We start from the raw sequence: 24450 nt of genomic DNA on the forward strand, positions 1-24450 counted from the left end.
CTTTTCCCGTTCCGTTTCCGGTTCGGATTCTGTTTCCGGTGGCCGTTGGAGGGCCTCTGCCTTTCGGCTGATCCGACTTTATCAGAGATTCTGAGTCGGAATTCCCCGCCCTTCCTGGGCACCCTGCTAGGCACAGAGATGTGCCGGGTTCCCGATCAGGCGGAGCCGTAAACGTACTGGAGCGGGGCGCCCCGATGCAAATCGAGGGGCCCCGCTCCGCGGACGAGCTGGTGGAGCGTCAGACCTCGACGACCACCGGGAGGATCATCGGGCGTCGACGGTAGGTGTCCGAGACCCACTTGCCGATGGTCCGGCGGATGAGCTGCTGGAGCTGATGCGGCTCCGCGACGCCGTCGGCGGCCGACTTGGCGATGGCCTCATGGACCTTCGGGATGACCGCGTCGAACGCGCCGTCCTCGATGCCGGAGCCCCTGGCCTGGATGTGCGGGCCGCCGACGACCTTGCCGGTCGTGGAGTCGACCACCACGAAGACGGAGATGATGCCCTCGTCGCCGAGGATGCGGCGGTCCTTCAGGTGCACCTCGGTGACGTCGCCGACCGACAGGCCGTCGACGTAGACGTATCCCGCCTGGACCTTGCCGACGATCCTGGCCTTGCCGTCCACGAGGTCGACCACGACCCCGTCCTCGGCGATGACGATGCGGTCCTTGGGGACGCCCGTCAGGGCGCCGAGCTCGGCGTTGGCGCGGAGGTGGCGCCATTCGCCGTGCACCGGCATCAGGTTCTTCGGCCGGCAGATGTTGTAGAAGTACAGCAGCTCGCCGGCCGAGGCGTGGCCCGAGACGTGGACCTTGGCGTTGCCCTTGTGGACGACGTTGGCGCCCCAGCGGGTGAGGCCGTTGATCACGCGGTAGACCGCGTTCTCGTTGCCCGGGATCAGGGAGGACGCCAGGATCACCGTGTCGCCCTGGACGATACGGATCTGGTGGTCGCGGTTGGCCATGCGGGACAGGGCGGCCATCGGCTCGCCCTGGGAACCCGTGCAGACCAGCACGACCTCGTGGTCCGGCAGGTCGTCGAGGGTCTTGACGTCGACGACCAGGCCGGCCGGGACGCGAAGGTAGCCCAGGTCGCGGGCGATGCCCATGTTCCGGACCATCGATCGCCCGACGAAGGCGACTCTCCTGCCGTACTCGTGGGCCGCGTCCAGGATCTGCTGGATGCGGTGCACGTGGCTGGCGAAGCTGGCCACGATGATCCGCTTCTGCGCGCCCGCGAAGACCGAGCGCATGACATTGGAGATGTCACGCTCGGGCGGGACGAAGCCCGGCACCTCGGCGTTCGTGGAGTCCGACAGGAGGAGGTCGATGCCCTCCTCGCTCAGACGCGCGAAGGCGTGGAGGTCCGTCAGGCGGTTGTCCAGCGGAAGCTGGTCCATCTTGAAGTCGCCGGTGTGGACGACCATGCCCGCGGGTGTGCGGATGGCGACGGCCAGCGCGTCCGGGATGGAGTGGTTGACCGCCACGAACTCGCAGTCGAAGGGGCCGAGCTGCTCGCGCTGCCCTTCGACGACCTCGAGGGTGTACGGGCGGATGCGGTGCTCCTGGAGCTTGGCCTCGATGAGCGCGAGGGTCAGCTTGGAGCCGATGAGCGGGATGTCGGGCTTCATCCGGAGCAGGTACGGGACGCCGCCGATGTGGTCCTCGTGCCCGTGCGTCAGGACGATGCCCTCGACGTCGTCGAGGCGGTCCCGGAGGGTGGTGAAGTCCGGCAGGATCAGGTCGATACCGGGCTGCTCCTCCTCGGGGAAGAGCACGCCGCAGTCGACGATCAGCAGGCGGCCGTCGAACTCGAAGACGGTCATGTTCCGGCCGATCTCGCCGAGACCGCCGAGCGGGGTGACGCGCAGGCCGCCCTTGGGCAGCTTCGGGGGCGCGCCCAGTTCAGGATGCGGATGACTCAAAAGACTCTCCTCACCACGCGCGCCACGTACCAGTGAGGCACGTGGCGCGCATGCATTCGTGCACTTGCTGTTGTCGGATGTGAATTCGTATTCAGTTATGAAGTCTGTGACTAGAGCTGTACCCCGCCCGCGCCGAGGTCGATCTTGAGCTGGGCGGTTTCCTCCGGGGTGAGCTCGACCAGCGGCAGGCGCAGCGGCCCGGCGGGGAGGCCCTGGAGGGAGAGGGCGGCCTTGGTGGTGATCACGCCCTGCGTACGGAACATACCTGTGAAGACGGGGAGCAGCCGCTGGTGGACCTCGGTGGCCTTCTGGACGTCGCCATTGAGGTAGGCGTCGAGCAGGGCGCGGAGCTCCGGGGTGACGACGTGGCCGACGACGGAGACGAAGCCGCAGGCGCCGACGGAGAGCAGCGGCAGGTTGAGCATGTCATCACCGGAGTACCAGGCGAGACCGCTGCGGGCGATGGCCCAGCTGGCGCGGCCGAGGTCGCCCTTGGCGTCCTTGTTGGCGACGATCCTCGGGTGGGCGGCGAGGCGGACGATCGTCTCGGTGTCGATCGGGACGCCGCTGCGGCCGGGGATGTCGTAGAGCATCACGGGGAGGCCGGTGGCGTCCGCGATGGCGGTGAAGTGACGGAAGAGGCCCTCTTGCGGGGGCTTGTTGTAGTACGGGGTGACGGCGAGCAGACCGTGCGCGCCGGCGCGCTCGGCGGCGCGGGCGAGCTCGACCGAGTGGTGGGTGTCATTGGTTCCGATGCCGGCGACGACATGGGCGCGGTCGCCCACCGCCTCCAGTACGGCCCGTACCAGCTGGTCTTTCTCCACGTCGCTGGTGGTCGGGGACTCGCCGGTGGTGCCGTTGACGACCAGGCCGTCGTTGCCTGCGTCGACCAGGTGGGCGGCGAGCCGCTGAGCGCCGTCGAGGTCGAGTGCGCCGTCCGCCGTGAAGGGCGTGACCATGGCGGTGAGGACCCGCCCGAAGGGGGTCTGCGGAGTGGAGATCGGAGCCATGGGTAACACGCTACTCGCTGCTCTGCCCGCGGGGCCCCCTCGGGGGACGTGAGGGAGGCGGAGCCCGGCACTGCCTGCTCGGGGGTTCAAGCAGTGCCGGGTCCGTTTGATCAGCCTAGATGAACTTCTTGAAACGCCGCAATACGGACACTTCGGGCGGGCGATCCGTACATCTGTGCCGCGCCGTGACCTGCCGGGCTACGGGGCGACGCGCCCGTTCGCGTTGAAGGCGGCGTAGGTCAGCGGCATCAGGCGCGCCCACTCCTGCTCCATCTTCTCGCCGACCATCTCGATCTCCCGCTGCGGGAAGGACGGGACCTTGGCCAGCTCGTGCTGGGTGCGCAGGCCGAGGAAGTGCATCAGCGAGCGGGCGTTGCACGTGGCGTACATGGACGAGAAGAGGCCCACGGGGAGGACCGACCGGGCGACCTCACGGGCGACGCCCGCGGCGAGCATCTCCTGGTACGCCTCGTACGCCTGGAGGTACGAGGCCTCCATCGTGCGCCCCACGAGCGCCTGCTGGTCCTCGGTGCCCTCGACGAAGACGTACTTGCCGGGACGGCCCTGCTGGACGAGCTTGCGCGAGGCGTCCGGGACGTAGAAGACCGGCTGGAGCTCCCGGTATCGGCCGGACTCCTCGTTGTACGACCAGCCGACCCGGTGCCGCATGAACTCGCGGAAGACGAAGATCGGAGCACTGATGAAGAACGTCATCGAATTGTGCTCGAAGGGGCTGCCGTGCCGGTCCCGCATCAGGTAGTTGATCAGCCCCTTGGAGCGCTCCGGGTCCTTCTGCAGCTCCTCCAGGGACTGCTCGCCGGCCGTGGAGACGCGGGCGGCCCACAGGACGTCGGAGTCGGCGGCGCTGTGCTTGACAAGCTCGACGGTCACATCACTGCGGAAGCTGGGCTTGAGGTCTTCGGCGGGGGTGTCGGTCACCGGCGGGGTCCTTCCAATTGCATCGCTCGGGCGGCGCCCACTCTACGGCCCGGCACCGACAGCGGAGGACGAGGCGAGGGCGGCCCACATCGTTCGATCATTCCGGGGAAATGGGGCACCAAAGCGCTGCGTCGCGCGTCTGACCCAGTAGCAGCGTCCACCACGAGTTACCCAGGAGGGTTCTCACATGTTCCGCCGGCGTGAGGCAGTCCCGTTCGCGTTCGTCGCCGAGGCCGACCGCTTCCGCAGTAACGTCACTCCCCCGGCTCGGCAGCGTCCCAGTATTTCCGAGGTCACCGGTCGTACGCTGATCGGGCTGACCGTCGTGGCCGGTCTGGTCGGATCGTTGCTCTTCGGCCTTCCGGCGCTGGAGGCGGGGCCCGCCGCCACCGGTCACCGTCAGCAGTCCGAGGCGTCCCAAGGGCGTTGACGCGGGCTCTGCCCCGTATGGCCACCCTGAGGTGGCCGGTCGTCGAACCGCTGGGTAGCCTCACCCGGCACAGCCCCATCGAGCGTGCGTATGAGTGAGGACCAGCCGTGCCCCTGCCCTTCCTGACGGCCGACCGTGGTTTCGACACCGACGAGGACGTCGCGCTGCCGTTCGACGACCACGATCAATGGCGCCGCCCGTACCGTCCGGGGCCCTGGCGGGTCGCGGCGGCGGCGGTGGCACTGCTGCTCGCCTCGTTCATGCTCCTGGCCACCATGATCACCGCCTTCGCGGGGAGCCTGTCGGCAACCGCCGTGTGCTTCGGGCTGGCGGCGGTGGTGATCATCGGTGCGCTGCGGGCGCTCCGTATGGGGGCCTGGGTGAGCCGGCACGGTCTGCGGCGCGTCTCCTTCTTCCGCACGACGACGCTTCCGTGGTCGCAGTCCGGGGGCGTACGCACGGTGCAGCAGCCCGTGCGGTGGCTCGGACTGCCGCGGACGGTGCAGGGGCAGGCCCTCGTCGTCGTGCACAAGGGTGGTGGTGAGCAGCTGGCGCTGCTCACCGACCACAACGCGGACTTCCTGTCCCGGGTTGAGGCGTTCGACCGGGCGGCCGACACGGTCGAGGCCTGGAGCGCGGAGTACGCGGTCAGTTCCTGACCGGCTGCCCGCCTCCGTGCAGGGCGATCGCGCGCTGCATCGCCTTGCGGGCGCGCGGGGTGTCGCGGGCGTCGTGGTAGGCGACCGCGAGCCGGAACCAGCAGCGCCAGTCGTCCGGTGAGTCCTCGGTCTCCTCGCGCCGCTTGGCGAAGACGGCGTCGGCCGAGTCGCGGTCGATACGGCCACCGGGGGTGCGCTTCAACTCGTCGACGGGCAGGCCGCCTTCGGCCTCCAGTTCGGCCGCGAGCCGGTTGGCCCTGGCCACGAACTGGGTGTTCTTCCAGAGGAACCAGACACCGATCACCGGCAGGACGAGCACCGCGCAACCGAAGGTGACGGTGAGCGCGGTGCCCTGCTGGATCAGCATCACGCCACGGCTGCCGACCAGGACGAAGTAGACGACCAGGACGGCTGCCGTGACGAAGTACGTGATCTTGGCGCGCATGACGGTGATCAGCCCAGATCCAGGAAGTGTTCCAGGCCGAAGGTGAGGCCGGGAGTGGTCACCACGCGGCGGGCCCCGAGCAGGATGCCCGGCATGAAGCTGCTGTGGTGCAGCGAGTCATGGCGGACCGTGAGCGTCTCGCCCTCCCCGCCGAGCAGTACCTCCTGGTGGGCCAGGAGGCCCCTGAGGCGTACGGCGTGCACCGGGACCCCGTCCACGTCGGCGCCTCGCGCGCCGTCCAGCGCCGTGGTCGTCGCGTCCGGCTGGGGGGCGCGGCCCGCCTCGGCACGGGCGGCGGCGATGAGCTGGGCGGTGCGGGTGGCGGTGCCGGAGGGGGCGTCCACCTTGTTGGGGTGGTGGAGCTCGACGACCTCGACCGACTCGAAGTACGGCGCGGCGATCTGCGCGAACTTCATGGTGAGGACCGCTCCGATGGAGAAGTTCGGGGCGATCAGGACACCGGTCTCCGGGGAGGCCTTCAGCCAGCCGTTGAGCTGGGTGAGGCGCTCCTCGGTCCAGCCCGTGGTGCCGACGACGGCGTGGATGCCGTGGCGCACGCAGAAGTCGAGGTTGCCCATCACGGAGGCCGGGGTGGTGAGCTCCACCGCCACCTGGGCGCCGTTCTCGGCGAGCGTCTCCAGCTTGTCGCCCCGGCCGAGGGCCGCGACCAGTTCCATGTCGTCGGCGGCCTCGACGGCGCGTACGGCTTCGGAGCCGATGCGTCCCTTGGCTCCGATCACCGCGACCCGCAGCTTGCTGCTCATGCTCGTACTTCCTTCGGTTCCGTCCAGGAGTGGCGTTACGCGACCGCGGTGTGGAGGCGGTCCGCCTGCTTGTCCTTCAGGGGGCCGATCACCGACAGCGACGGGCGCTGCCCCAGGAGCTCGGCGGCCACGTCTCGTACATCATCAGGGGTGACCGCGGCCATCCGGGCCAGCATGTCGTCTACCGACATCTGGTCGCCCCAGCACAGCTCGCTCTTGCCGATGCGGTTCATCAGCGCTCCGGTGTCCTCCAGGCCGAGGACGGTGGAGCCCTTCAGCTGACCGATCGCCCGTGCGATCTCGTCGTCGCCGAGGCCCTCGCGGGCGACCCGGTCCAGCTCGTCCCGGCAGATGCTCAGCACGTCGTGGACCTGGTTGGGGCGGCAGCCCGCGTACACGCCGAAGAGGCCGCAGTCGGCGAAGCCCGACGTGTACGAGTAGACGCTGTAGGCCAGGCCGCGCTTCTCGCGGACCTCCTGGAAGAGGCGCGAGGACATGCCACCGCCGAGGGCCGTGTTCAGCACGCCCAGGGCCCAGCGGCGGTCGTCGGTGCGGGCGAGGCCCGGCACACCGAGGACCACGTGGGCCTGCTCGGTGCGGCGGCTGAGCACCTCGACCCGGCCCGCCGTGCGAATGGCGCGCCGGCCGTCGCGCGGGGCGACCGGGGCGGCGTCCGTACGGGTGAGGGCGCCGGCCTTCTCGAAGGCGCGGCGGACCTGGCGTACGACCGTGGCGTGGTCGATGTTGCCGGCGGCGGCGACGACGAGGTGCGTGGGGTCGTAGTGCTTCTTGTAGAAGCGGCGGATGCGGTCCGCGGTGAGCGCCTCGACGGTGTCGACCGTGCCGAGGACCGGGCGGCCCAGCGGGGTGTCGCCGAACATCGTCCTGGCGAACAGGTCGTGGACGACGTCACCCGGGTCGTCCTCGGTCATCGCGATCTCTTCGAGGATGACGCCGCGCTCGGCGTCGACGTCCTCCTGGCGGATCAGCGAGCCGGTGAGCATGTCGCACACGACGTCGATGGCGAGCGGCAGGTCGGTGTCGAGCACCCGCGCGTAGTAGCAGGTGTACTCCTTCGCCGTGAAGGCGTTCATCTCGCCGCCGACCGCGTCGAGGGCGGAGGAGATGTCGAGGGCGCTCCGCCGGTGCGTGCCCTTGAAGAGGAGGTGCTCCAGGTAGTGCGTGGCGCCGCCCAGGGCGGGCGTCTCGTCACGGGAGCCGACGTGCGCCCAGATGCCGAAGGTGGCGGAGCGCACGGAGGGCAGCGTCTCGGTGACGATGCGGAGGCCGCCGGGAAGGGTCGTACGGCGGACGGTGCCGATGCCGTCCTTGCCCTTGAGAAGCGTTTGGGTACGGGCGACGGCCCGCGCCTCCGAGGAGGTGCGGGCCGTCGTCTTCGGACTACGGGACGTCACTGGTCGGTGTCGTCCTTCGTCTCGCCGTCGGCGGCAGCGTCCTCGTCCGCGATGACGGGGATGAGGGAGAGCTTGCCGCGCTGGTCGATCTCGGCGATCTCGACCTGGACCTTGGAGCCGACCGCGAGCACGTCCTCGACGTTCTCCACGCGCTTGCCACCGGCGAGCTTGCGGATCTGCGAGATGTGCAGCAGGCCGTCCTTGCCGGGCATCAGGGAGACGAACGCACCGAAGGTGGTGGTCTTGACGACCGTACCCAGGTACCGCTCGCCGACCTCCGGCATGGTCGGGTTGGCGATGCCGTTGATCGTGGCGCGGGCGGCCTCGGCCTGCGAACCGACCTGGGCACCGATGTAGATGGTGCCGTCGTCCTCGATCGTGATCTCGGCGCCGGTGTCCTCCTGGATCTGGTTGATCATCTTGCCCTTGGGGCCGATGACCTCACCGATCTTGTCCACGGGGATCTTCACGGTGATGATCCGCGGGGCGTTGGGGGACATCTCGTCCGGCGTGTCGATCGCTTCCATCATCACGTCGAGGATGTGGAGGCGGGCGTCGCGGGCCTGCTTGAGGGCCGCGGCCAGGACGGAGGCCGGGATGCCGTCCAGCTTGGTGTCGAGCTGGAGGGCGGTGACGAACTCCTTGGTGCCGGCGACCTTGAAGTCCATGTCGCCGAAGGCGTCCTCGGCGCCGAGGATGTCGGTCAGCGCGACGTAGTGCGTCTTCCCGTCGACCTCCTCGGAGATGAGGCCCATGGCGATGCCGGCGACCGGGGCCTTCAGGGGCACACCGGCGTTCAGCAGCGACATGGTGGAGGCGCAGACCGAGCCCATGGAGGTCGAGCCGTTGGAGCCGAGGGCCTCGGACACCTGGCGGATCGCGTACGGGAACTCCTCGCGCGTCGGCAGCACCGGCACGATCGCGCGCTCGGCGAGCGCGCCGTGGCCGATCTCGCGGCGCTTCGGCGAACCGACGCGGCCGGTCTCACCGACGGAGTACGGCGGGAAGTTGTAGTTGTGCATGTAGCGCTTGCGGGTCACCGGGGAGAGGGTGTCCAGCTGCTGCTCCATGCGGAGCATGTTGAGGGTGGTGACGCCCAGGATCTGGGTCTCGCCACGCTCGAACAGCGCGGAGCCGTGCACGCGCGGGATGGCCTCGACCTCGGCGGCGAGCGTACGGATGTCCGTCAGGCCACGGCCGTCGATGCGGACCTTGTCCTTGATGACGCGCTCGCGGACCAGCTTCTTGGTCAGCGCCCGGTACGCGGCGGAGATTTCCTTCTCGCGGCCCTCGAACTGCGGGAGCAGCTTCTCGGCGGCGATCTCCTTGACGCGGTCCAGCTCGGTCTCGCGCTCCTGCTTGCCGGCGATGGTGAGCGCCTGGGAGAGCTCGCTCTTCACCGCGGCGGTCAGCGCCTCCAGGACGTCGTCCTGGTACTCGAGGAACACCGGGAACTCGCCGACCGGCTTGGCGGCCTTGGCGGCGAGGTCCGACTGGGCCTTGCAGAGGACCTTGATGAAGGGCTTCGCGGCCTCGAGACCGGCGGCGACGACCTCCTCGGTGGGGGCCTCGGCGCCGCCCTGGACGAGCTGGACGGTCTTCTCGGTGGCCTCGGCCTCGACCATCATGATCGCGACGTCGCCGTCCTCCAGGACGCGGCCCGCGACGACCATGTCGAAGACGGCGTCCTCGAGCTCGGTGTGCGTCGGGAACGCGACCCACTGGCCGTTGATCAGGGCGACACGGGTGCCGCCGATCGGGCCGGAGAAGGGCAGGCCGGCCAGCTGCGTGGAGCAGGAGGCGGCGTTGATCGCGACCACGTCGTACAGGTGGTCGGGGTTGAGCGCCATGATCGTCTCGACGATCTGGATCTCGTTGCGCAGGCCCTTCTTGAAGGAGGGGCGCAGCGGGCGGTCGATCAGGCGACAGGTGAGGATCGCGTCCTCGGAGGGCCGGCCCTCACGGCGGAAGAAGGAGCCGGGGATCTTGCCGGCCGCGTACATCCGCTCCTCGACGTCCACCGTCAGGGGGAAGAAGTCGAGCTGGTCCTTGGGCTTCTTGGAAGCGGTGGTGGCCGACAGCACCATGGTGTCGTCGTCCAGGTACGCCACGGCGGAGCCGGCGGCCTGCTTGGCCAGGCGGCCCGTCTCGAAGCGGATGGTGCGGGTGCCGAAGGTGCCGTTGTCGATGACGGCCTCGGCGTAGTGGGTCTCGTTCTCCACCAAAGCGAATTCTCCGTTGCTTGTCGTCTTTGCGTCCCGGTACGCCCGTGTGGCGAGGGGACGGGGCGGAGAAGTGCGCCGTGGGTGCGGGGCCGGTCTTCGATCGAAGCGCCCGGGGTGATCTCTCCCGGGGGCCACTACCGAGGACCGGCGACGGCGCCGGAGCACCTCTCCAGTATGTGATTGTCGCTTTTCCGTTATGGCGTTGTGTAACCAGCCTACAAAGGGGAGGCGACACTCCGCATGTACGGCAAAGGGAGCGGCCCCCTAAGCGTGGGAACCGCTCCCTTCACGGCGTCTTACTTGGCGCCGCCGGCCGCACCGCGGCGGATGCCGAGGCGGTCGACCAGCGCGCGGAAGCGCTGGATGTCCTTCTTGGCCAGGTACTGCAGCAGGCGGCGGCGCTGGCCGACCAGGATCAGCAGACCACGACGGGAGTGGTGGTCGTGCTTGTGGGTCTTGAGGTGCTCGGTCAGGTCCGAGATGCGGCGGGAGAGCATCGCGACCTGGACCTCGGGGGAGCCGGTGTCGCCCTCCTTGGTGCCGAACTCGGCCATGATCTGCTTCTTCGTAGCGGCGTCGAGAGACACTCGGTACTCCTCTTGGTGTTCGATGCGCCCACGAGTGCCCCTGGTCTTGTTCTCAGGGGAGCTTCCGTGACTCGGAGGCGAAGGTCCGATGGGCGCTGCTTCCAGATCATCCGGAAGCGCGTACACAAACGGCCGTTACACAGCGTACCAGCCGCTCAGGAGGTCGTGGCCCGGATCGAGTGGTACACGTCGAAGACGGCGAGGCACAGAGGGATGAGCGTCAGGAGGACGAACGTCTCCGCGATCTCCAGGAAGCGACCCCAGAAGGGGGTGACGCCCTTGCGCGGCACGATCAGGCCGATGGCGATGATCAGCGCGGCGACCCCCGCGACCGCGGCGGCCAGCCACACCGTACGGATGTGCAGCGCCGCGGCGTCGCGCCACAGCTCGGCTGGCGGGTCGAGGCAGAGGCCCAGTCCCAGCAGGACGAGGGCGCCGAGGCCCGCCGCGAGGGCGCAGCCGACCTGGGCGGTGTAGCGGAAGAGGTGGGCGCGCATCAGCATGGCCACGCCGGTGGCGAGGGCCAGCAGCTGCCCCCACACGTCGCCGGAGAAGCCGAGCACCGCGGCGGAGCCCACCGCCACCAGCGCGCAGCCCCCGACGAGACCCACCAGGAGCTCGTGCCCCCGCCGGACCTGGGCGGCGATCCGCTCGGCGTCCACCGGCCCCTGGGGCTCGGGGTCGTCTCCGTAGCCGGTGACCGCGGTGCGGGGCGGCTCGAAACCGATGGGGAGCCGGGCGAAGCGGGTGGAGAGGCCCGGGAGGAAGGCCAGCGCGCCCACGGCGAGCGGCGAGCACACGGCGGCCGTCTCGGTCGCGGTCATCGTGGTGATGATGGCGACGAAGGTCACCAGGGCCCCCACACCGGACGCGAAGACGAACGCGACGAAGGGTCCGTCCCCGCCGGGCGCGACCAGCGTGAGGACGACGGAGACGACGAGCACGGCCGCGCAGGCGAGCAGGAACTGCAGCTTGCCGTTACCCTGGCCCGCCGCCGGCGCCAGCAGCCCGGCACCGGCGACGGCGGCGTTCGCCATCGCGCCGACGCCCAGGGCCACGGCCGAGCCGCGGTCGTCGTACACGCGGGCCCGGACACCGGCGAGCGCCAGCAACAGCACACCGCCGACCGCGGCGAGGATGCCCGGCAGGCCGTGCATGTCGTGCCGCGGGCCGGACGACCACAGCACGAAGGCCAGCAGCACCAGCAGGGCCGAGCCGCCGAAGAGACCGGCGCCGCGCATCAGCTCGTCGGTCCACAGGGTGCGGTCCCGGACGACCGCCGAGGCGACGGCGTCGGACACGTCGTCGAAGACCGCCGGCGGCAGCGATTCGGCGAAGGGCCGCAGGGAGAGCAGTTCGCCGTCGAGGATGCGCTGGGCGGCGAGGGAGCGCGCGCTGTCGAGCACCGTGCCGTCGCGGCGTACGAGGTGGTAGCCGACCGGGGCGCCGGGGGCCGGGCTCTGGCCCGACAGCCGGAGGATCTCCGGGTAGAGGTCGGCGACGGGGATGTCCTCGGGCAGTGCGACGTCGACACGGCCATCCGGTGCGACGACAGTGACACGGCAGAATCCCGTTCCGCCGGCGGACGGAGTCGCGGGTGCCGGGTGACCGGTTCCGGTGGCCGCGGCTGAGGCCGTCATACTCACCTGCTGCATCCCCTCGTGGTGATTCGTGGATCGTCGGCCAGGCTCGGTCGAGATGACCCGAAATTTGCGTTGGTTCATGCCCGCGCCAACACGTCGCGCCACCCTACCGCCCGCCCGTGACCCCCTCCGCCAGTAGGATCCCAGCGCGGATGGAGCCCGTCGCCACGGGGGCGCCGATAGGAACATTTCCGTCCGGCAAGGGAATTGGTGAGCTGTGAGTCAGATCGTCGTCAAGCGCCCACCACGGGCCCTGCCCACCGAAGTGCCGGGCGACCCGGTGCAGCTGCAACCGCCGCCCGAGCTGCCGAGGGGTCAGCAGGAGGGCGTGCTGATGCAGTTGCTGCCGACGCTCGGCATGGGCGGTTCGGTCGTCTTCTTCTTCATGACGCCGAACCCCGTCATGCGCATCATGGGCATGGTGATGATCGCCTCCACGGTCGCCATGGCCGTCGCGATGCTCGTGCGCTACCGGCGGGGGACCCAGGGGCAGCTCGCCGATCTGCGGCGCGATTACCTCAAGTACCTGACGCAGACCCGGCGTTCGGTGCTCAGGACGGCGCGTTTGCAGCGCGACGCGCAGTTCTACCTCCATCCGTCGCCCGAGCAGCTGTGGGCGCTGGTCGCCGAGGGCAGCCGGGTGTGGGAACGGCGCGTCGGTGACGACGACTTCGGGCAGGTACGCATCGGCCTGGGTGCCCAGCAGCTCGCCACACCGCTCGAAGCCCCCGAGACCGCCCCCGTGGACGAGCTGGAGCCGCTCACGGCGGGAGCCATGCAGCAGTTCCTCTCGGCCCACGGCACGCTCGACGGCCTGCCCATGGCCGTGTCCCTGCGGGCCTTCTACCACCTGACGGTCAGCGGGGAGGCCGACTCCGCGCGTTCGTCGGCACGGGCCGTGCTCGGCTCCCTCGCCGCCCTGCACTCCCCCGAGGACCTGGTCATCGCCGTGGCCGCCGACTCCGCCGCGGCACCGCACTGGGAGTGGGCCAAGTGGCTTCCGCACGTCCAGGCACCCGGCCCCGGTGACGGCGCGGGCAGCCGGCGCCTGATCACCACGGACGCGCGCGACCTCCAGGACATGCTGTCCGTACGCCTGGAGGGGCGCCCCCGTTTCCACGGTGCCGGCCAGCCGCTGCTGGACCAGCCGCACATCGTGGTCGTCCTCGACGGCCAGTCGGTCCCCGCGACGTCGGCGCTCGCCACGCCGGAGGGGCTGCAGGGCGTGACGATCATCGAGGTCGTACCGGGTGAACCGCACGGGGCGCGCGGCGGCCTGTCGGTGACCGTACGCCCCGACTCCCTCCGGCTGGAGTCCGGCCACGGCCTGGTGTACGACGGGACGCCCGACCACCTCGGGCTGGAGGCCGCGGAGGCCCTCGCCCGTCAGCTCGCCCCGCTGCGCATCGCCTCGGGCTCGGACGACGACGAACCGCTCCTCGCCAACCTGGACTTCACCGACCTGCTGAACCTCGGCGACGCCGCGTCGGTCGACGTCAGCCGCACCTGGCGGCCCCGGTCGCAGTCGGAGCGGCTGAGGGTGCCGATCGGCGTGGGCGAGGACGGCTCGCCCGTCATGCTGGACCTGAAGGAGGCCGCCCAGGAGGGCATGGGCCCGCACGGCCTGTGCGTGGGCGCCACCGGATCCGGCAAGTCGGAACTGTTGCGCACGCTGGTGCTGGGGCTCGCGGTCACGCACTCGTCGGAGACCCTCAACTTCGTCCTCGCGGACTTCAAGGGCGGCGCCACCTTCGCGGGCATGTCCCAGATGCCGCACGTCGCAGCGGTGATCACCAACCTGGCGGACGACCTGACGCTGGTCGACCGCATGGGTGACTCCATCCGCGGCGAGCTCAACCGGCGCCAGGAGATGCTGCGCGACGCGGGCAACTACGCCAACATCCACGACTACGAGAAGGCGCGCGCCGCGGGCGCCCCGCTGCAGCCGATCCCCTCGCTCGTCCTGGTCATCGACGAGTTCAGCGAACTTCTCACCGCCATGCCGGACTTCATCGAGATGTTCGTGCAGATCGGCCGGATCGGCCGGTCGCTCGGCGTCCACCTGCTGCTGGCGTCCCAGCGCCTGGAGGAGGGCCGGCTGCGCGGCCTGGAGACCTACCTGTCGTACCGGATCGGCCTGCGGACCTTCTCCGCGGCCGAGTCGCGCGCGGCGATCGGTGTCCCCGACGCGTACACGCTCCCCAACGTCCCCGGCTCCGGCTACCTCAAGTACGGCACGGACGAGATGGTGCGGTTCAAGGCGGCGTACGTCTCCGGTGTGTACCGCTCCCACCAGCAGGCCGCGCTGCCGGGCGGTCCGCTCCCGGTGGACCGGCGGCCGGTTGTGTTCACCGCCGCTCCCGTCCCGGTACGGTACGTCGAGCCGGCCGCCCGGGCACACGTACCCGCGGCGCGGCCCGCGGAGGACGACGCGCTGGCCGACTCCGTACTCGACGTGATCGTGCGGCGGCTGGAGGGGCGGGGCGCCGAGGCACACCAGGTGTGGCTGCCGCCGCTGGACAACCCGCCTCCGCTGGACGAGCTGCTGCCCGGCCTCGCGGGCGTGGAGGACCGCGGGCTGACGCAGCCCGGGTACGAGGGCGCGGGCCGGCTGGTGGTGCCCCTCGGTGTGGTCGACAAGCCCTTCGAGCAGCGGCGGGACGTGCTGTACCGGGACTTCTCCGGTGCGGCCGGTCACATGCAGATCATCGGTGGTCCGCAGTCGGGCAAGTCGACGCTGCTGCGCACCCTCGTCGCGGGCTTCGCGCTGACGCACACGCCGCAGGAGGTCCAGTTCTACGGCCTCGACTTCGGTGGCGGTGGCCTGTCGGCGATCGCGGAGTTGCCGCACGTGGGCGGAGTGGCGTCGCGCCTCGATCCGGAGAAGGTGCGGCGTACGGTCGCCGAGGTGTACGGCGTGCTGTCGCGGCGCGAGGAGTACTTCCGCAGCACCGGCGTCGACTCCATCGCCACGTACCGCAGGCTCCGTGCCCGCGGGGAGATCCCGGTGACGGACCAGCCCTGGGGCGATGTCTTCCTCGTCATCGACGGCTGGGGCAACTTCCGCACGGACTACGAAGGTCTCGAACCCGCCGTCCTGGACATGGCGGCGCGTGGCCTGGGTTACGGCATCCACGTGATCCTCACGGCGTCGCGTTCGATGGAGGTGCGTTCCAACATCAAGGACCACCTGATGAACCGGCTGGAACTGCGGCTGGGCGACACCATGGACTCGGAGGTCGACCGCAAGATCGCCGTCAACGTCCCCAGCGGTGTGCCGGGCCGCGGTCTCGTCCCGGAGAAGCTCCACTTCATGGCGGCCGTGCCGCGCATCGACAGCATCAACTCCGACAGCGACCTGGCCGAGGCCACGGCCGCGATGGTGAAGGAGATCAGCCGCCACTGGACCGGCCCCGCCGCCCCGAAGGTACGTCTGCTCCCCCGCGAGCTGCCGGCGCGGAGCCTTCCCGCCGGGCACGCGGAGCCGCAGCGGGGTGTGGCGTTCGCCATCGACGAGAACAACCTGGAGCCGGTCTTCGTCAACTTCGACCGCGACCCGTTCTTCCTGGTGTTCGGTGAGAGCGAGTCGGGCAAGTCGAACATGCTGCGGCTGCTCATCAAGCAGCTGTGCGAGCGGTACGACGGGGACTCCGCCAAGTTCTTCGTGATCGACAACCGGCGGGCGCTGCTGGACGTGACGCCGCCTTCGCACCTGGCGGAGTACGTCCCGATGTCCAACAACATGGACCACCATGTGGACGCGCTCGCCGACCTGATGCAGCGCCGCACCCCCTCCGCCGACGTCACGGCGCAGCAGTTGCGCGACCGCAGCTGGTGGCGCGGCCCGTCGGTGTACGTGGTCGTCGACGACTACGACCTGGTGTCCACGTCGAGCGGCAACCCGCTGGCCAAGCTCACGGAGCACCTGCCGTTCGCGCGTGACGTGGGCGTCCGCTTCATCATCGCCCGCAGTGGGGCCGGTGCCAGCCGCGCCTCCTACGAACCGTTCATGCAGCGGATGATGGAGCTCGGTGCCCAGGGCGTCCTCCTGTCCGGTGACCCGCAGGAGGGCGACGTGCTCGGTGGCGTGCGGATGCGGCCGATGCCGGTGGGCCGGGGCGTCTTCGTCTCACGGCAGCGGGGGAATCCGCTGGTGCAGACGGGCCTCATGCCGGAGCTTTCCGAATGATCGGCGCGGCCGTGTTCGCGGGAGCGTTCGCGGTGGCGTTCCTCGCCTTCGCGCTGCTCGTCGATCCGCGCAAGCTCTGGTGGCGCTTCCGGGCGCGGCACTTCGACAACCCGGAGGCGCACGAGCCGTCGGCGGCGTCGTTCATGTGGCGCCGGGTGGCATTGGTGGTACTCGGGGTGTACCTGGGCTGGCAGGCGATCGGCATGTTGCGGCTCGCGGGCGTCTTCGAGACGGGTCCGGATCGCGCGGAGGTCCTGGAGCGGGTGGAGCACGCGGCGCTGAACCTGGAGACGGAGGCCGGTGAGGGCCGGTACAAGTGGCCCGGCGGCGGTGAGGGCGCGTGGGACGAGTTCATCGACCCCATGCTCAGGGGGCCCGAGCGGGTCGATCCGGTCGCGTCGCTGGTGGATCACGAGGAGTCCGGTGGTGCCTGGGGCCCGGGGACCAGCAGGCAGGACGGGTCCGTCCCGGAACCCGGCACCGGGTCGGACACAGGGTCAGGCGCAGGGTCGGGCACCAAGGGATCGTTCGTCGAGCGCTACGACATCGACGGGATCTGCCTGACGGTGACGGCGACGCCGCTGCCGGGTCAGTCCGAGAGGGAGTACGCGCTCGACAACCTGAGGTACGGGGTGACGACGGATGTGGTGGACAGCCCTTGCGAGTAGCAACGGTGCATCACCTAGGTTGAAGCGCGATCGAAGCGCCCATCGTTGTACGGGGGCGGAGCGGGGCGCCGGAACTACCTCCAGGGCCGCGCTGCCGGACAGATGAAACCGAACGGGGAAGACACACAGATGGCTTGGGACGAATGGGACCAGCTGAAGGCCTCGGCTGCGGAGCGCAACTCGGCGCAGATGCAGCTGAACCAGCTTCCCGCCGATCAAGGGGGCAGTGGTACGGCCGCCGATGGCACAGGGCTGAAGCATTCCTCGGCGCCGTGGAATCGCGCCGCCGCCACGGCTCACGAGCTGGGGGTCAGCACGGACACATCGAAGAGCACTCTGACGACGGGACACGCGGGCATGGCGGGCGGTCTCGCGGGACTAGCCAGTCTCGCTGAGCTGAAGAGCGTCCTGACGTCGTGGGAGAAGCGGCTCAAGGCTGTGGGTGACGAGTGCAACGCGCTGGAGCCCGCGCTGCGGCAAGTGCCGAAGGACCTGGGTGGGGTGGACACCGCGACCGGTGCGAAGGCGGACGGTGTGAAGACGCCGAAGGGTGGTGAGCCCAAGTGAGCTCCGCTCTGACGTGGCAACAGCTACGTGATCTGAAGCTGACGGAACTCGACGACGCCGCCGACAGCTGGGGAGCGGCGTCCCGGCATGCCGACGCGGCACAGACCCGGGTCGACGGTGACATGGGTGGTGCGCTGTCGAAGACGCAGGAGAGTGAGTCCGCCAAGGCCGCCGTGGGCAGATTCAAGCGTCTGAGCAGCAACTACGAGTACATCAAGACGGAGTGCGGTCTGATCCGTACAACCGTCACCGGGCTCTCCACCGAGCTTGCCTCGCCCCAACGGCGGCTGAAGGAGGCCCTCGCCGACGCGGCGGCCAACTCGTACACCGTCAACGACGATGGCAGTGTCGACTACCCGGCCGGCGGCCAGAACGAACTGACCGGCCAACCGGTCCCGGGCGGCAAGGCCGTCGGCAACAACGGGCTGTACACGCCCGGACTGTACGGTTCGGGGAGCCCAAGCTTGCAGGGACCGGCCAACGGCGGACTGATCAACCCGAACCCGCACCACGCCAAGGCCCAGGACATCGCCGACCGCATCGCCCTGGCGCTGCGTGACGCCCGGGAGACCGACGGGCGTTACCAGCAGGCGCTGAGCAAGCTCAAGGCGGCGAACGGCCTCACCGTCGACGCCAAGACATGGGCCGACGCCGCGGCGGACATGGACGCCGTGCGCGACGCGTCGCACGAGTTCATGAAGCGGGAGATCCCGCTCGACAAGTCGCCCGCCGAGCGCAAGGAGTGGTGGGACAAACTGAGCGATGAGCAGCGCCAGGAGTTCCTCGCGAGCTACCCCGACGTCCTCGGCAACCTCGACGGAATCCCGGCGCTGGTGCGGGACGAGGCCAACCGGGAGAACCTCGACCTGTTGATCGCCAAGTTCGAGGGGAAGGAGGGCGAGACGGCGGAGGCGCGGCTCGGTGGGCTCAAGGAGATCCGGACGCAGCTGGACGAGTACGCGGCGAAGCGCCTGGAGAACCCGAAATCCCCGCCGGCCTACCTGCTCAGCATCGGCGACGAGGGGACCGGCCGGGCCGCCGTGGCCTTCGGCAACCCCGACACCTCGAGGAACGTCGCCGCGTACGTGCCGGGCCTCGGCACGGCACTGGACTCCGACTTCGCCAAGAACGACGTCAAGCGCGCGTACGACACCGCTGTCCTGGCCCGTGAGAACGATTCCTCCAGCTCGGCGATCGTGTGGCTGGGCTACGATCCCCCGCAGCTAGGTGGTGTGGACGCCGAGACCCTGCTCTCGAACACCGAGGTGATGTCCGCCGAGCGGGCTGAGAAGGGTGCTCCCGCCTATAACTCATTCATGAGCGGACTGGCGGCTACCAATGACCACGAGGACCCGCACCTCACAGCCATCGGACACTCCTACGGCTCGCGAGTGGTCGGTGCCGCCACCCAGGAGGCCGGCGGCATCCCCGGTGCGGACGACATCGTGCTGCTCGGCAGCCCCGGTGTCGGCGTGGACAGGGCAGAGGACCTGGGCGTCGGCAAGGAGCATGTGTACGTGGGCGCGGCCGAACACGACCCGGTCACCATGCTGCCCTCCCAGAAGGAAGTCACCGCCGCGGGCATCTTCATGGGCGGTGGTCCGCTGATGGCCTACCTGGCCGGCGACATTGGCGACCAGGGAGACGATGACATCTGGTTCGGCAAGGACCCGGCCAGCGAGGCCTTCGGAGCCAACCGTTTCAAGGTGGACGATGGTCCACTGCCGGTCGTCGGTGGTGACGGCGCCACCCCCGCACACTCCAACTACTTCAACCCCACCAAGGATCGCGTGTCGGCTGAGAACATCGCCGCAGTCGTCGTAGGCCGTCCCGAAGACGTCGTCCCGGAGAAGCATCGATGAAACACCGAATTCTGGCCGTGGCGCTGGCCGTGCTCACCGTATCCGGCTGTGGCCTGATCGGCGACGACGCCGAGACCGGCCCCAAGGGAAAGGCGCAGAACGTGAACATGCAGCAGGCAGGCAACCGGGCGGAAAAGATCCTGGACGACACCTTGGCCGCGATCCAGCCGAGGGTGGAGACACAGCGGGGACCGTCTGGCGACCCCATCTGCACCGATTTCAAGAACGACAGCACGGGGACCGGTCAGGTCATTCGCCGTCGGCACGTCATGACCGTGATTTCCGCGGAGCGACGCGGCAGCTTCATGGGCGTCGTCGAGCGCTACTGGAAGAAGGAGGGCTACGAGATCACCACAGTGCGCCCGAGCAAGGAAAGGCCGGCGATCTTCGCTCGTACTTCCGAAGGCTTCGAGGTCACCGTCAAGATCGGTGACAAGGGGCAGGCCTTCTTCAGTGTCTCATCGCCCTGCGTGACGGAGTCCGAGGTCACCGAACCTCCGAGGAAGACACTCGACCCGAACTCCCCGGAGGCCAAGGGACTGCCGTACATCAAGTCCCCGTTCTGGTCGGCAGAGACCCCGGTACCGTCGCCGTCCACCAACGGCGGCTGACGGCCGGTCGGCTCGGAGGTCGCAAGCGGGGCGTAGCCGGTCCCTGACTGGCCGTGGGGCCCCGCCCGTACCGTTCACGGCGTCGTCGCCCTCGCCGCCGAACGGGCCCCGGCGGTTCTTCAATTCCTGAGGAAATCAGCGGATGGAACGAGGGCGCACGGAGCGGCCCTCCGGCAACGGCCCTCGCCGCATCGGCCCGTACCACCTGATCACTAGGCTCGACCCCACCGGCCCCGGCCACCCGCCCGTGCCCGAGCACCGGTTCGTCGCGCGCAGCGCGGACGGCGAGCGTACGGTGTCCCTCGCCGCTTTCCGCGACGCAGCCACCAACGCCATGGTGGACCGCCTCACCACGAAGGTTCCCGCCGCATGACACATACCGGCACGCACACGGACACGGCGCGGGCGGAGGACGCCCCGTCGTCGGCTCGGCGACGGCAGCGGGCACGGCGACGGGTCGCCGTTCTCGCGGTGGCCGCCCACCTCGCGCTGGCGCTCACCGCCTGCTCCCAACCGGAGGCCAAGCGTTCCTTCGCCGTGCCGTCGGACCTCTGCGGAACCCCGGTGCCTGCCGCCGCAGTCGACCCGGTCCTGCCGAGGAGCGGCAAGACCCTGAAGACGCTTGCGCGGTCACGCGAGGTGGGCCGCATGCACTGCCGTGTCGTCGTCGATGGCACTACGGTGTTCAGCGCCATCTCCGAATGGTGGGCGGACCCGTCCGTGCGGATGGTGGCTTACAGCAACCCGTACATCGACCTCGGCGAGCACACCAGCGCGGACGGGACGTACATGTGGTCCGGAAAGGGCGGCGTACGCCGCGTCCCCTGCCCGGTGGCTGCCAAGGACCATCCCGACCTGAACCAGCTTTTCGTCAGACTCCTCATCTACAGCGAGGAGTTCTCGAACGCAGACGCGGCCGAGGACCTACTGCTCGCCTACGCGAAGGCCGTCGCCGACTCGGCGGACTGCAAGGGGCCGGCTTCATGAAACCGGGCCGCGCTCCACGCACTTGAGCACACAACACAGACCGCCCGGGAGCCGCCACGGGGTCCCGGAGCCTCCCTCGCGCGAGCCCACCCCTGATCACTCCGCTTGGTCCATGGCCCTGGCATCGATGGTGAAGGGGAGTCTGCGACTGGCGACGTCGTGGAACGGTTCGCATTCCTCCACTCGGGGGGCTGGCTTCCTGGCCGGGTGGAGCGCCCCATGTTCGCGTCCGGAGAAGGACACCCGTACAGGGACAGAAGTTGGCCGCCCCCGGCGAGTCCGGTGACAGGCGGCGGCCGCCCGTGCGTGCGGAGTCGTCAATGCCTCTCGATAGGCTTCGGCGGTCGTTCATTGTCAGAGGGGGATTCGCAGATGGAACGAGGGCGCACCGAGCGGCCCTCCGGCAACGGCCCTCGCCGCATCGGCCCGTACCACCTGATCACCCGGCTCGACCCGACGGGCCCCGGCCACCCGCCCGTGCCAGAGCACCGGTTCGTCGCGCGCAGCGCGGACGGCGAGCGTACGGTCCTGATCAGCGCGCCGCTCAGCGGTGTCGATCCCAGTCGCTTCCTCGTCGAGGCGCAGGCGGCGCGTGCGTTGGCCGGGCCGTGGGTGTTGCCCGTGACCGAGGTGTCGCCCACTCCGGCCACGCCCTGGTACGCCACCCCCTATTTCCCCGTACTACCCCTGCCCGTCGCCCTCGCCGTGCATGGCGGCCCGTTGCCCGAGCACACCGTACGGGCCCTGGGCACCGCCCTCGCCGACACGCTCGCGGCCGCACACGCGGCGGGCATCACCCACGCGGGCCTCTCCCCCGCCGCGGTGTTGCTCGCCTGGGACGGGCCGCGACTCACCTGTTACGGCTCCGTGCGTGCGGCCGCGCCGGACGGCGAGCAGCGCAGCGGCCGTCCCGGGCTGGGGCCGGGCAGCCTGGCGCCCGAGGCGGCGGCAGGCGGGCGCCCGCGTCCCGCGGGCGACATCCACGGGCTTGGCGCGGTGCTCGCGTACGCCGCCACCGGCCACACGGTCCCGGACCGCTCCGAACTCCCCGCCTCCCTGCGCCCAGTGATCTCCCACTGCCTGGCCCGCGACGCGGCTGCCCGCCCGATGGCGTCCGAACTGTTGCTCGCCCTCCCGCCGGCCTCGTCCGCGCCGTCGGCGACTGTTCTGGACTCGTCGGCGTCGCTGCTGTCCCCCGGCTGGTTGCCGGGCCGAGTGGTCGCGGCACTCGCCCGCCAGTCGGCCCAGATCCTGGCGGCCGAGATCCGTGTCCCCCAGCCCACCACCAGGATCTGAAGACGATGCTCGTGCCTTTGACTCATGACGACCCGGCCGAGATGGGCGGCCACCGCCTGCTCGCCCGACTCGGCCACGGCGGCATGGGCACGGTCTACCTGGCCCGCACGGTCGGCGGCCGCACCGTCGCCCTCAAGACCATGCACGCCCACATCGCCGCCGACACCGCCGCACGCACCCGCTTCCACTTGGAGACCGACGCCGCGCGCATCATCGGCGGCCACCACGGCGCCAACGTTGTCGACGCCGACCCCGGCGCCGAAACCCCCTGGCTCGCCACCGAGTATGTCCTCGGCCCACCCCTCGACGACGCCGTCACCCTCTGCGGCCCCCTGCCCGAGCCGTCCGTCCGGGCCCTGGGCGCGGCCCTCGCCGGCGCCCTCTCGCAGCTCCACGCCTCCGACGTGGTCCACCGTGATCTGAAGCCCTCCAACGTCATGATCACGGCCCACGGCCCAAAGATCATCGACTTCGGCATCGCCCGCGCCGCCGGCGACGCCCGCCTCACCCGCACCGGCACCGCCGCGGGCACCCCCGCCTTCATGTCTCCGGAACAGGCCACGGGCCAGGAGCACACGCCCGCGGGCGACGTATTCGCCCTCGCCGGGGTCCTTGTCTTCGCCTCAACCGGCCACGGTCCCTTCGGCACCGGCCAGGCGGCCGACCTCCTCTACCGCGTCCGCTACGCCGAGCCCGACCTGTCCGGAGTCCCTGCCGGTCTGGCCCCGGTCCTCGCCCGCTGCCTGGCCAAGGGCCCCGGTCAGCGCCCCACCACCCGGGAGATCGTAGCCGAACTCCACAACGGTCGCGGCGAGTTCGCCGACCACCTGCCGGCCCCGCTGCTCGCCGACATCGCCCGCCGCGCGTCGACGGTCTGGCAGCACCACCCGTACCGCCTGCCGGCCCCGATGGAAGGTCCGTACACCGCCCCGCCCTCGGCCCGCCGGGGCATGTCACGGCGCAAGCTGCTCTCGGTGGCCGGCGGTTCGCTGGTGGGGGCGGGCGCGGCAGGGGCGGGGGCGTGGGTGTGGTCCGGCAGACAGAGGACGGGCGACAACGCCGAGACCGCCAAGTCCACGGCAGACGGTGGGCCTCAGGAGCTGTGGCGGGTCCCCATCAGCGGCACACCACCCCTTCTCCTGCCCATCGGCGATGCGATCGCGACATGGCGGGACGGGGCCTTCGTGGCCTTCGGTGCGAAGAACGGTCAAGAGCTGTGGTCGTCGCACGGTGTGGTGATCGAGCCCCATCAGGTCGTTGGGGGCGGGCCGAAGCTGTACGGCGTCTATTTCCCGGACGACGACGACGGCAAGGCACTGTCCGTACACGCCTTCACCCCCTCCGACGGGACACCGCACCGCCGCATCACCCGCCTCGCCGGTTTCCGCGCCTCCTATCAGGACGCGGCGGCCCTCATCGCGGCAGAGGACATGCTCTGCATGGCGGCCAGGAAGAGCATCCCGGGCCACGACACCGGCCTCGAACAGATCGATGACTGGTACGTGCTGGCGATCGATCTCCGGTCGGGCAAAAAGCTCTGGGAGAACAAGGTGCGGCAGGTCATCGCCTCGGACCCAGGTATCGCCGTCCGGACTTCCGGTGACCGGTTGATCTTCTTCAGGTACGAGAAGGAGGACCCGGACCCCGACGCCGTGGGCAGCAACATGCACATCTCCGCCGTCGACCTCCGCACCGGTGAGCAAGCATGGAGCACGTACCTGCCCTGGAGCCTCGACTATAAGAGCCACGTCGTCCCCGACCCCTTGGCGATGGATGAGAAGCACGTCTACGTCGCAGGCGGTAACGTATGGGCGCTCCGGCTCTCCGATGGAGAAGTTGCCTGGCAATTCGGTGACGGCCGTGACATCGGCCAGGCCGCGGACCGCGCCCGGCCCTATGGCGCCCCCACCATGAAGAACGATGTCGTCTACGCGGCCGAGGGCATCCGCGGTCTCGTCGCGCTGAACGCGGGGACCGGCGAGCTGCTGTGGGAGGAGCGGGAGGACCTGACAAAGGACGAGGCCCCCGACCTCGAGCATCCACCGGTCGTCGGAACCAAGTACGTCTACGTCAGGGTCAACACAGGCATCAGCGCCATTGACCTCCGCACCCACACATCGTCCTGGATTTACCGGAGCTCCCCCACCAAGTTCGCGGCGCACGAAGGAAGCAAGCGCCTGATCTACGTCGACAGGGCGGCCATGGCTGCTCTGCCCCTCGAATGAGAAA

The 24450-nt window shown here is 69.9% G+C and carries 20 protein-coding genes; 11 read left to right on the forward strand and 9 right to left on the reverse strand.

Annotation, left to right across the window (positions count from 1 at the left end):
• Positions 1 to 238: 238 nt before the first annotated feature.
• From ABD347_RS28465 to thyX, 3 genes are all read right to left on the reverse strand, one after another.
• Positions 239 to 1924 (reverse strand): ribonuclease J, encoded by a 1686-nt coding sequence (locus ABD347_RS28465; RefSeq protein ID WP_344366584.1) that lies wholly within the window; start codon positions 1922 to 1924, stop codon positions 239 to 241.
• A gap of 110 nt (positions 1925 to 2034) precedes the next feature.
• On the reverse strand, positions 2035 to 2934 hold the full coding sequence (dapA, locus tag ABD347_RS28470; protein ID WP_344366586.1) for a 4-hydroxy-tetrahydrodipicolinate synthase: 900 nt from the start codon (positions 2932 to 2934) through the stop codon (positions 2035 to 2037).
• Between the two features lie 198 nt (positions 2935 to 3132).
• Positions 3133 to 3873 carry an FAD-dependent thymidylate synthase gene (gene thyX / locus ABD347_RS28475; protein WP_344366589.1) on the reverse strand — a complete coding sequence of 247 codons (741 nt, stop codon included), beginning with the start codon at positions 3871 to 3873 and terminating at the stop codon, positions 3133 to 3135.
• Between the two features lie 187 nt (positions 3874 to 4060).
• Here thyX and ABD347_RS28480 point away from each other — a divergent pair, with 187 nt between their 5' ends.
• Together ABD347_RS28480 and ABD347_RS28485 are read left to right on the forward strand one after the other, a co-directional pair.
• The gene (locus tag ABD347_RS28480) at positions 4061 to 4303 is read left to right on the forward strand and encodes a hypothetical protein (RefSeq protein ID WP_344366590.1); all 243 of its coding nucleotides are present in this window, start codon (positions 4061 to 4063) and stop codon (positions 4301 to 4303) included.
• Between the two features lie 107 nt (positions 4304 to 4410).
• Positions 4411 to 4962, forward strand: a complete 552-nt coding sequence (locus ABD347_RS28485; protein WP_344366592.1) for a hypothetical protein — start codon at positions 4411 to 4413, stop codon at positions 4960 to 4962.
• On the opposite strand, the gene ABD347_RS28490 is transcribed toward ABD347_RS28485, so the two are convergent.
• The 6 genes from ABD347_RS28490 to eccD all read right to left on the reverse strand — a co-directional run bounded on the left by ABD347_RS28490 (position 4952) and on the right by eccD (position 12038).
• Entirely contained in the window at positions 4952 to 5407 is a 456-nt protein-coding gene (locus ABD347_RS28490; RefSeq protein WP_344366593.1) for a tetratricopeptide repeat protein, read from the reverse strand. The genes ABD347_RS28485 and ABD347_RS28490 overlap by 11 nt on opposite strands.
• 8 nt (positions 5408 to 5415) lie before the next feature.
• On the reverse strand, positions 5416 to 6171 hold the full coding sequence (dapB, locus tag ABD347_RS28495) for a 4-hydroxy-tetrahydrodipicolinate reductase (protein WP_344366596.1): 756 nt from the start codon (positions 6169 to 6171) through the stop codon (positions 5416 to 5418).
• Positions 6172 to 6206: 35 nt separating this feature from the next.
• A complete protein-coding gene (locus tag ABD347_RS28500) occupies positions 6207 to 7586 on the reverse strand; it encodes a M16 family metallopeptidase (protein ID WP_344366598.1) in 1380 nt (459 codons plus the stop codon).
• Positions 7583 to 9808, reverse strand: a complete 2226-nt coding sequence (locus ABD347_RS28505; protein ID WP_344366600.1) for a polyribonucleotide nucleotidyltransferase — start codon at positions 9806 to 9808, stop codon at positions 7583 to 7585. Before ABD347_RS28505 ends, ABD347_RS28500 begins: the two co-directional genes overlap by 4 nt.
• Before the next feature lie 299 nt (positions 9809 to 10107).
• Complete coding sequence (gene rpsO / locus ABD347_RS28510) at positions 10108 to 10398, reverse strand: 30S ribosomal protein S15 (RefSeq protein WP_003958228.1); 291 nt, start codon at positions 10396 to 10398, stop codon at positions 10108 to 10110.
• A 155-nt stretch (positions 10399 to 10553) separates the two neighbouring features.
• The gene (gene eccD / locus ABD347_RS28515) at positions 10554 to 12038 is read right to left on the reverse strand and encodes a type VII secretion integral membrane protein EccD (protein WP_344366607.1); all 1485 of its coding nucleotides are present in this window, start codon (positions 12036 to 12038) and stop codon (positions 10554 to 10556) included.
• Positions 12039 to 12258: 220 nt separating this feature from the next.
• On the opposite strand from eccD, the gene eccCa reads away from it, so the two are divergent.
• The 9 genes from eccCa to ABD347_RS28560 all read left to right on the forward strand — a co-directional run bounded on the left by eccCa (position 12259) and on the right by ABD347_RS28560 (position 24446).
• Positions 12259 to 16230 (forward strand): type VII secretion protein EccCa, encoded by a 3972-nt coding sequence (eccCa, locus tag ABD347_RS28520; protein WP_344366610.1) that lies wholly within the window; start codon positions 12259 to 12261, stop codon positions 16228 to 16230.
• Positions 16227 to 16898 carry a hypothetical protein gene (locus ABD347_RS28525; RefSeq protein WP_344366612.1) on the forward strand — a complete coding sequence of 224 codons (672 nt, stop codon included), beginning with the start codon at positions 16227 to 16229 and terminating at the stop codon, positions 16896 to 16898. The genes eccCa and ABD347_RS28525 overlap by 4 nt, the downstream gene beginning before the upstream one ends.
• Positions 16899 to 17027: 129 nt before the next feature.
• Positions 17028 to 17465: an amino acid ABC transporter permease gene (locus ABD347_RS28530; RefSeq protein WP_344366614.1), complete on the forward strand. Its 438-nt coding sequence runs from the start codon at positions 17028 to 17030 to the stop codon at positions 17463 to 17465.
• A complete protein-coding gene (locus ABD347_RS28535) occupies positions 17462 to 19327 on the forward strand; it encodes an alpha/beta hydrolase (RefSeq protein ID WP_344366617.1) in 1866 nt (621 codons plus the stop codon). Before ABD347_RS28530 ends, ABD347_RS28535 begins: the two co-directional genes overlap by 4 nt.
• Positions 19324 to 19938, forward strand: a complete 615-nt coding sequence (locus ABD347_RS28540; protein WP_344366618.1) for a hypothetical protein — start codon at positions 19324 to 19326, stop codon at positions 19936 to 19938. The genes ABD347_RS28535 and ABD347_RS28540 overlap by 4 nt, the downstream gene beginning before the upstream one ends.
• Positions 19939 to 20080: 142 nt before the next feature.
• Positions 20081 to 20311 carry a hypothetical protein gene (locus tag ABD347_RS28545; RefSeq protein ID WP_344366620.1) on the forward strand — a complete coding sequence of 77 codons (231 nt, stop codon included), beginning with the start codon at positions 20081 to 20083 and terminating at the stop codon, positions 20309 to 20311.
• Positions 20308 to 20925 carry a hypothetical protein gene (locus ABD347_RS28550; RefSeq protein ID WP_344366623.1) on the forward strand — a complete coding sequence of 206 codons (618 nt, stop codon included), beginning with the start codon at positions 20308 to 20310 and terminating at the stop codon, positions 20923 to 20925. Before ABD347_RS28545 ends, ABD347_RS28550 begins: the two co-directional genes overlap by 4 nt.
• Positions 20926 to 21297: 372 nt before the next feature.
• Complete coding sequence (locus ABD347_RS28555) at positions 21298 to 22221, forward strand: protein kinase family protein (protein WP_344366624.1); 924 nt, start codon at positions 21298 to 21300, stop codon at positions 22219 to 22221.
• Positions 22222 to 22232: 11 nt separating this feature from the next.
• Complete coding sequence (locus tag ABD347_RS28560; RefSeq protein WP_344366627.1) at positions 22233 to 24446, forward strand: protein kinase domain-containing protein; 2214 nt, start codon at positions 22233 to 22235, stop codon at positions 24444 to 24446.
• The last annotated feature ends 4 nt before the right edge of the window (positions 24447 to 24450 follow it).

Origin of the sequence: Streptomyces gobitricini (genome assembly GCF_039532985.1) — a bacterium.
In the GTDB taxonomy this organism is placed as follows: domain Bacteria; phylum Actinomycetota; class Actinomycetes; order Streptomycetales; family Streptomycetaceae; genus Streptomyces; species Streptomyces gobitricini.

What these genes read in the sequence shown, in the direction of transcription:
- ABD347_RS28550 (WP_344366623.1), top strand. Translation starts at nt 20,308, where the DNA reads ATGACACATACCGGCACGCACACGGACACGGCGCGGGCGGAGGACGCC.
- ABD347_RS28540 (WP_344366618.1), top strand. Translation starts at nt 19,324, where the DNA reads ATGAAACACCGAATTCTGGCCGTGGCGCTGGCCGTGCTCACCGTATCC.
- ABD347_RS28555 (WP_344366624.1), top strand. Translation starts at nt 21,298, where the DNA reads ATGGAACGAGGGCGCACCGAGCGGCCCTCCGGCAACGGCCCTCGCCGC.
- ABD347_RS28490 (WP_344366593.1), bottom strand. Translation starts at nt 5,407, where the DNA reads ATGCGCGCCAAGATCACGTACTTCGTCACGGCAGCCGTCCTGGTCGTC.
- ABD347_RS28545 (WP_344366620.1), top strand. Translation starts at nt 20,081, where the DNA reads ATGGAACGAGGGCGCACGGAGCGGCCCTCCGGCAACGGCCCTCGCCGC.
- dapA (WP_344366586.1), bottom strand. Translation starts at nt 2,934, where the DNA reads ATGGCTCCGATCTCCACTCCGCAGACCCCCTTCGGGCGGGTCCTCACC.
- eccD (WP_344366607.1), bottom strand. Translation starts at nt 12,038, where the DNA reads ATGACGGCCTCAGCCGCGGCCACCGGAACCGGTCACCCGGCACCCGCG.
- ABD347_RS28530 (WP_344366614.1), top strand. Translation starts at nt 17,028, where the DNA reads ATGGCTTGGGACGAATGGGACCAGCTGAAGGCCTCGGCTGCGGAGCGC.
- ABD347_RS28480 (WP_344366590.1), top strand. Translation starts at nt 4,061, where the DNA reads ATGTTCCGCCGGCGTGAGGCAGTCCCGTTCGCGTTCGTCGCCGAGGCC.
- ABD347_RS28525 (WP_344366612.1), top strand. Translation starts at nt 16,227, where the DNA reads ATGATCGGCGCGGCCGTGTTCGCGGGAGCGTTCGCGGTGGCGTTCCTC.
- dapB (WP_344366596.1), bottom strand. Translation starts at nt 6,171, where the DNA reads ATGAGCAGCAAGCTGCGGGTCGCGGTGATCGGAGCCAAGGGACGCATC.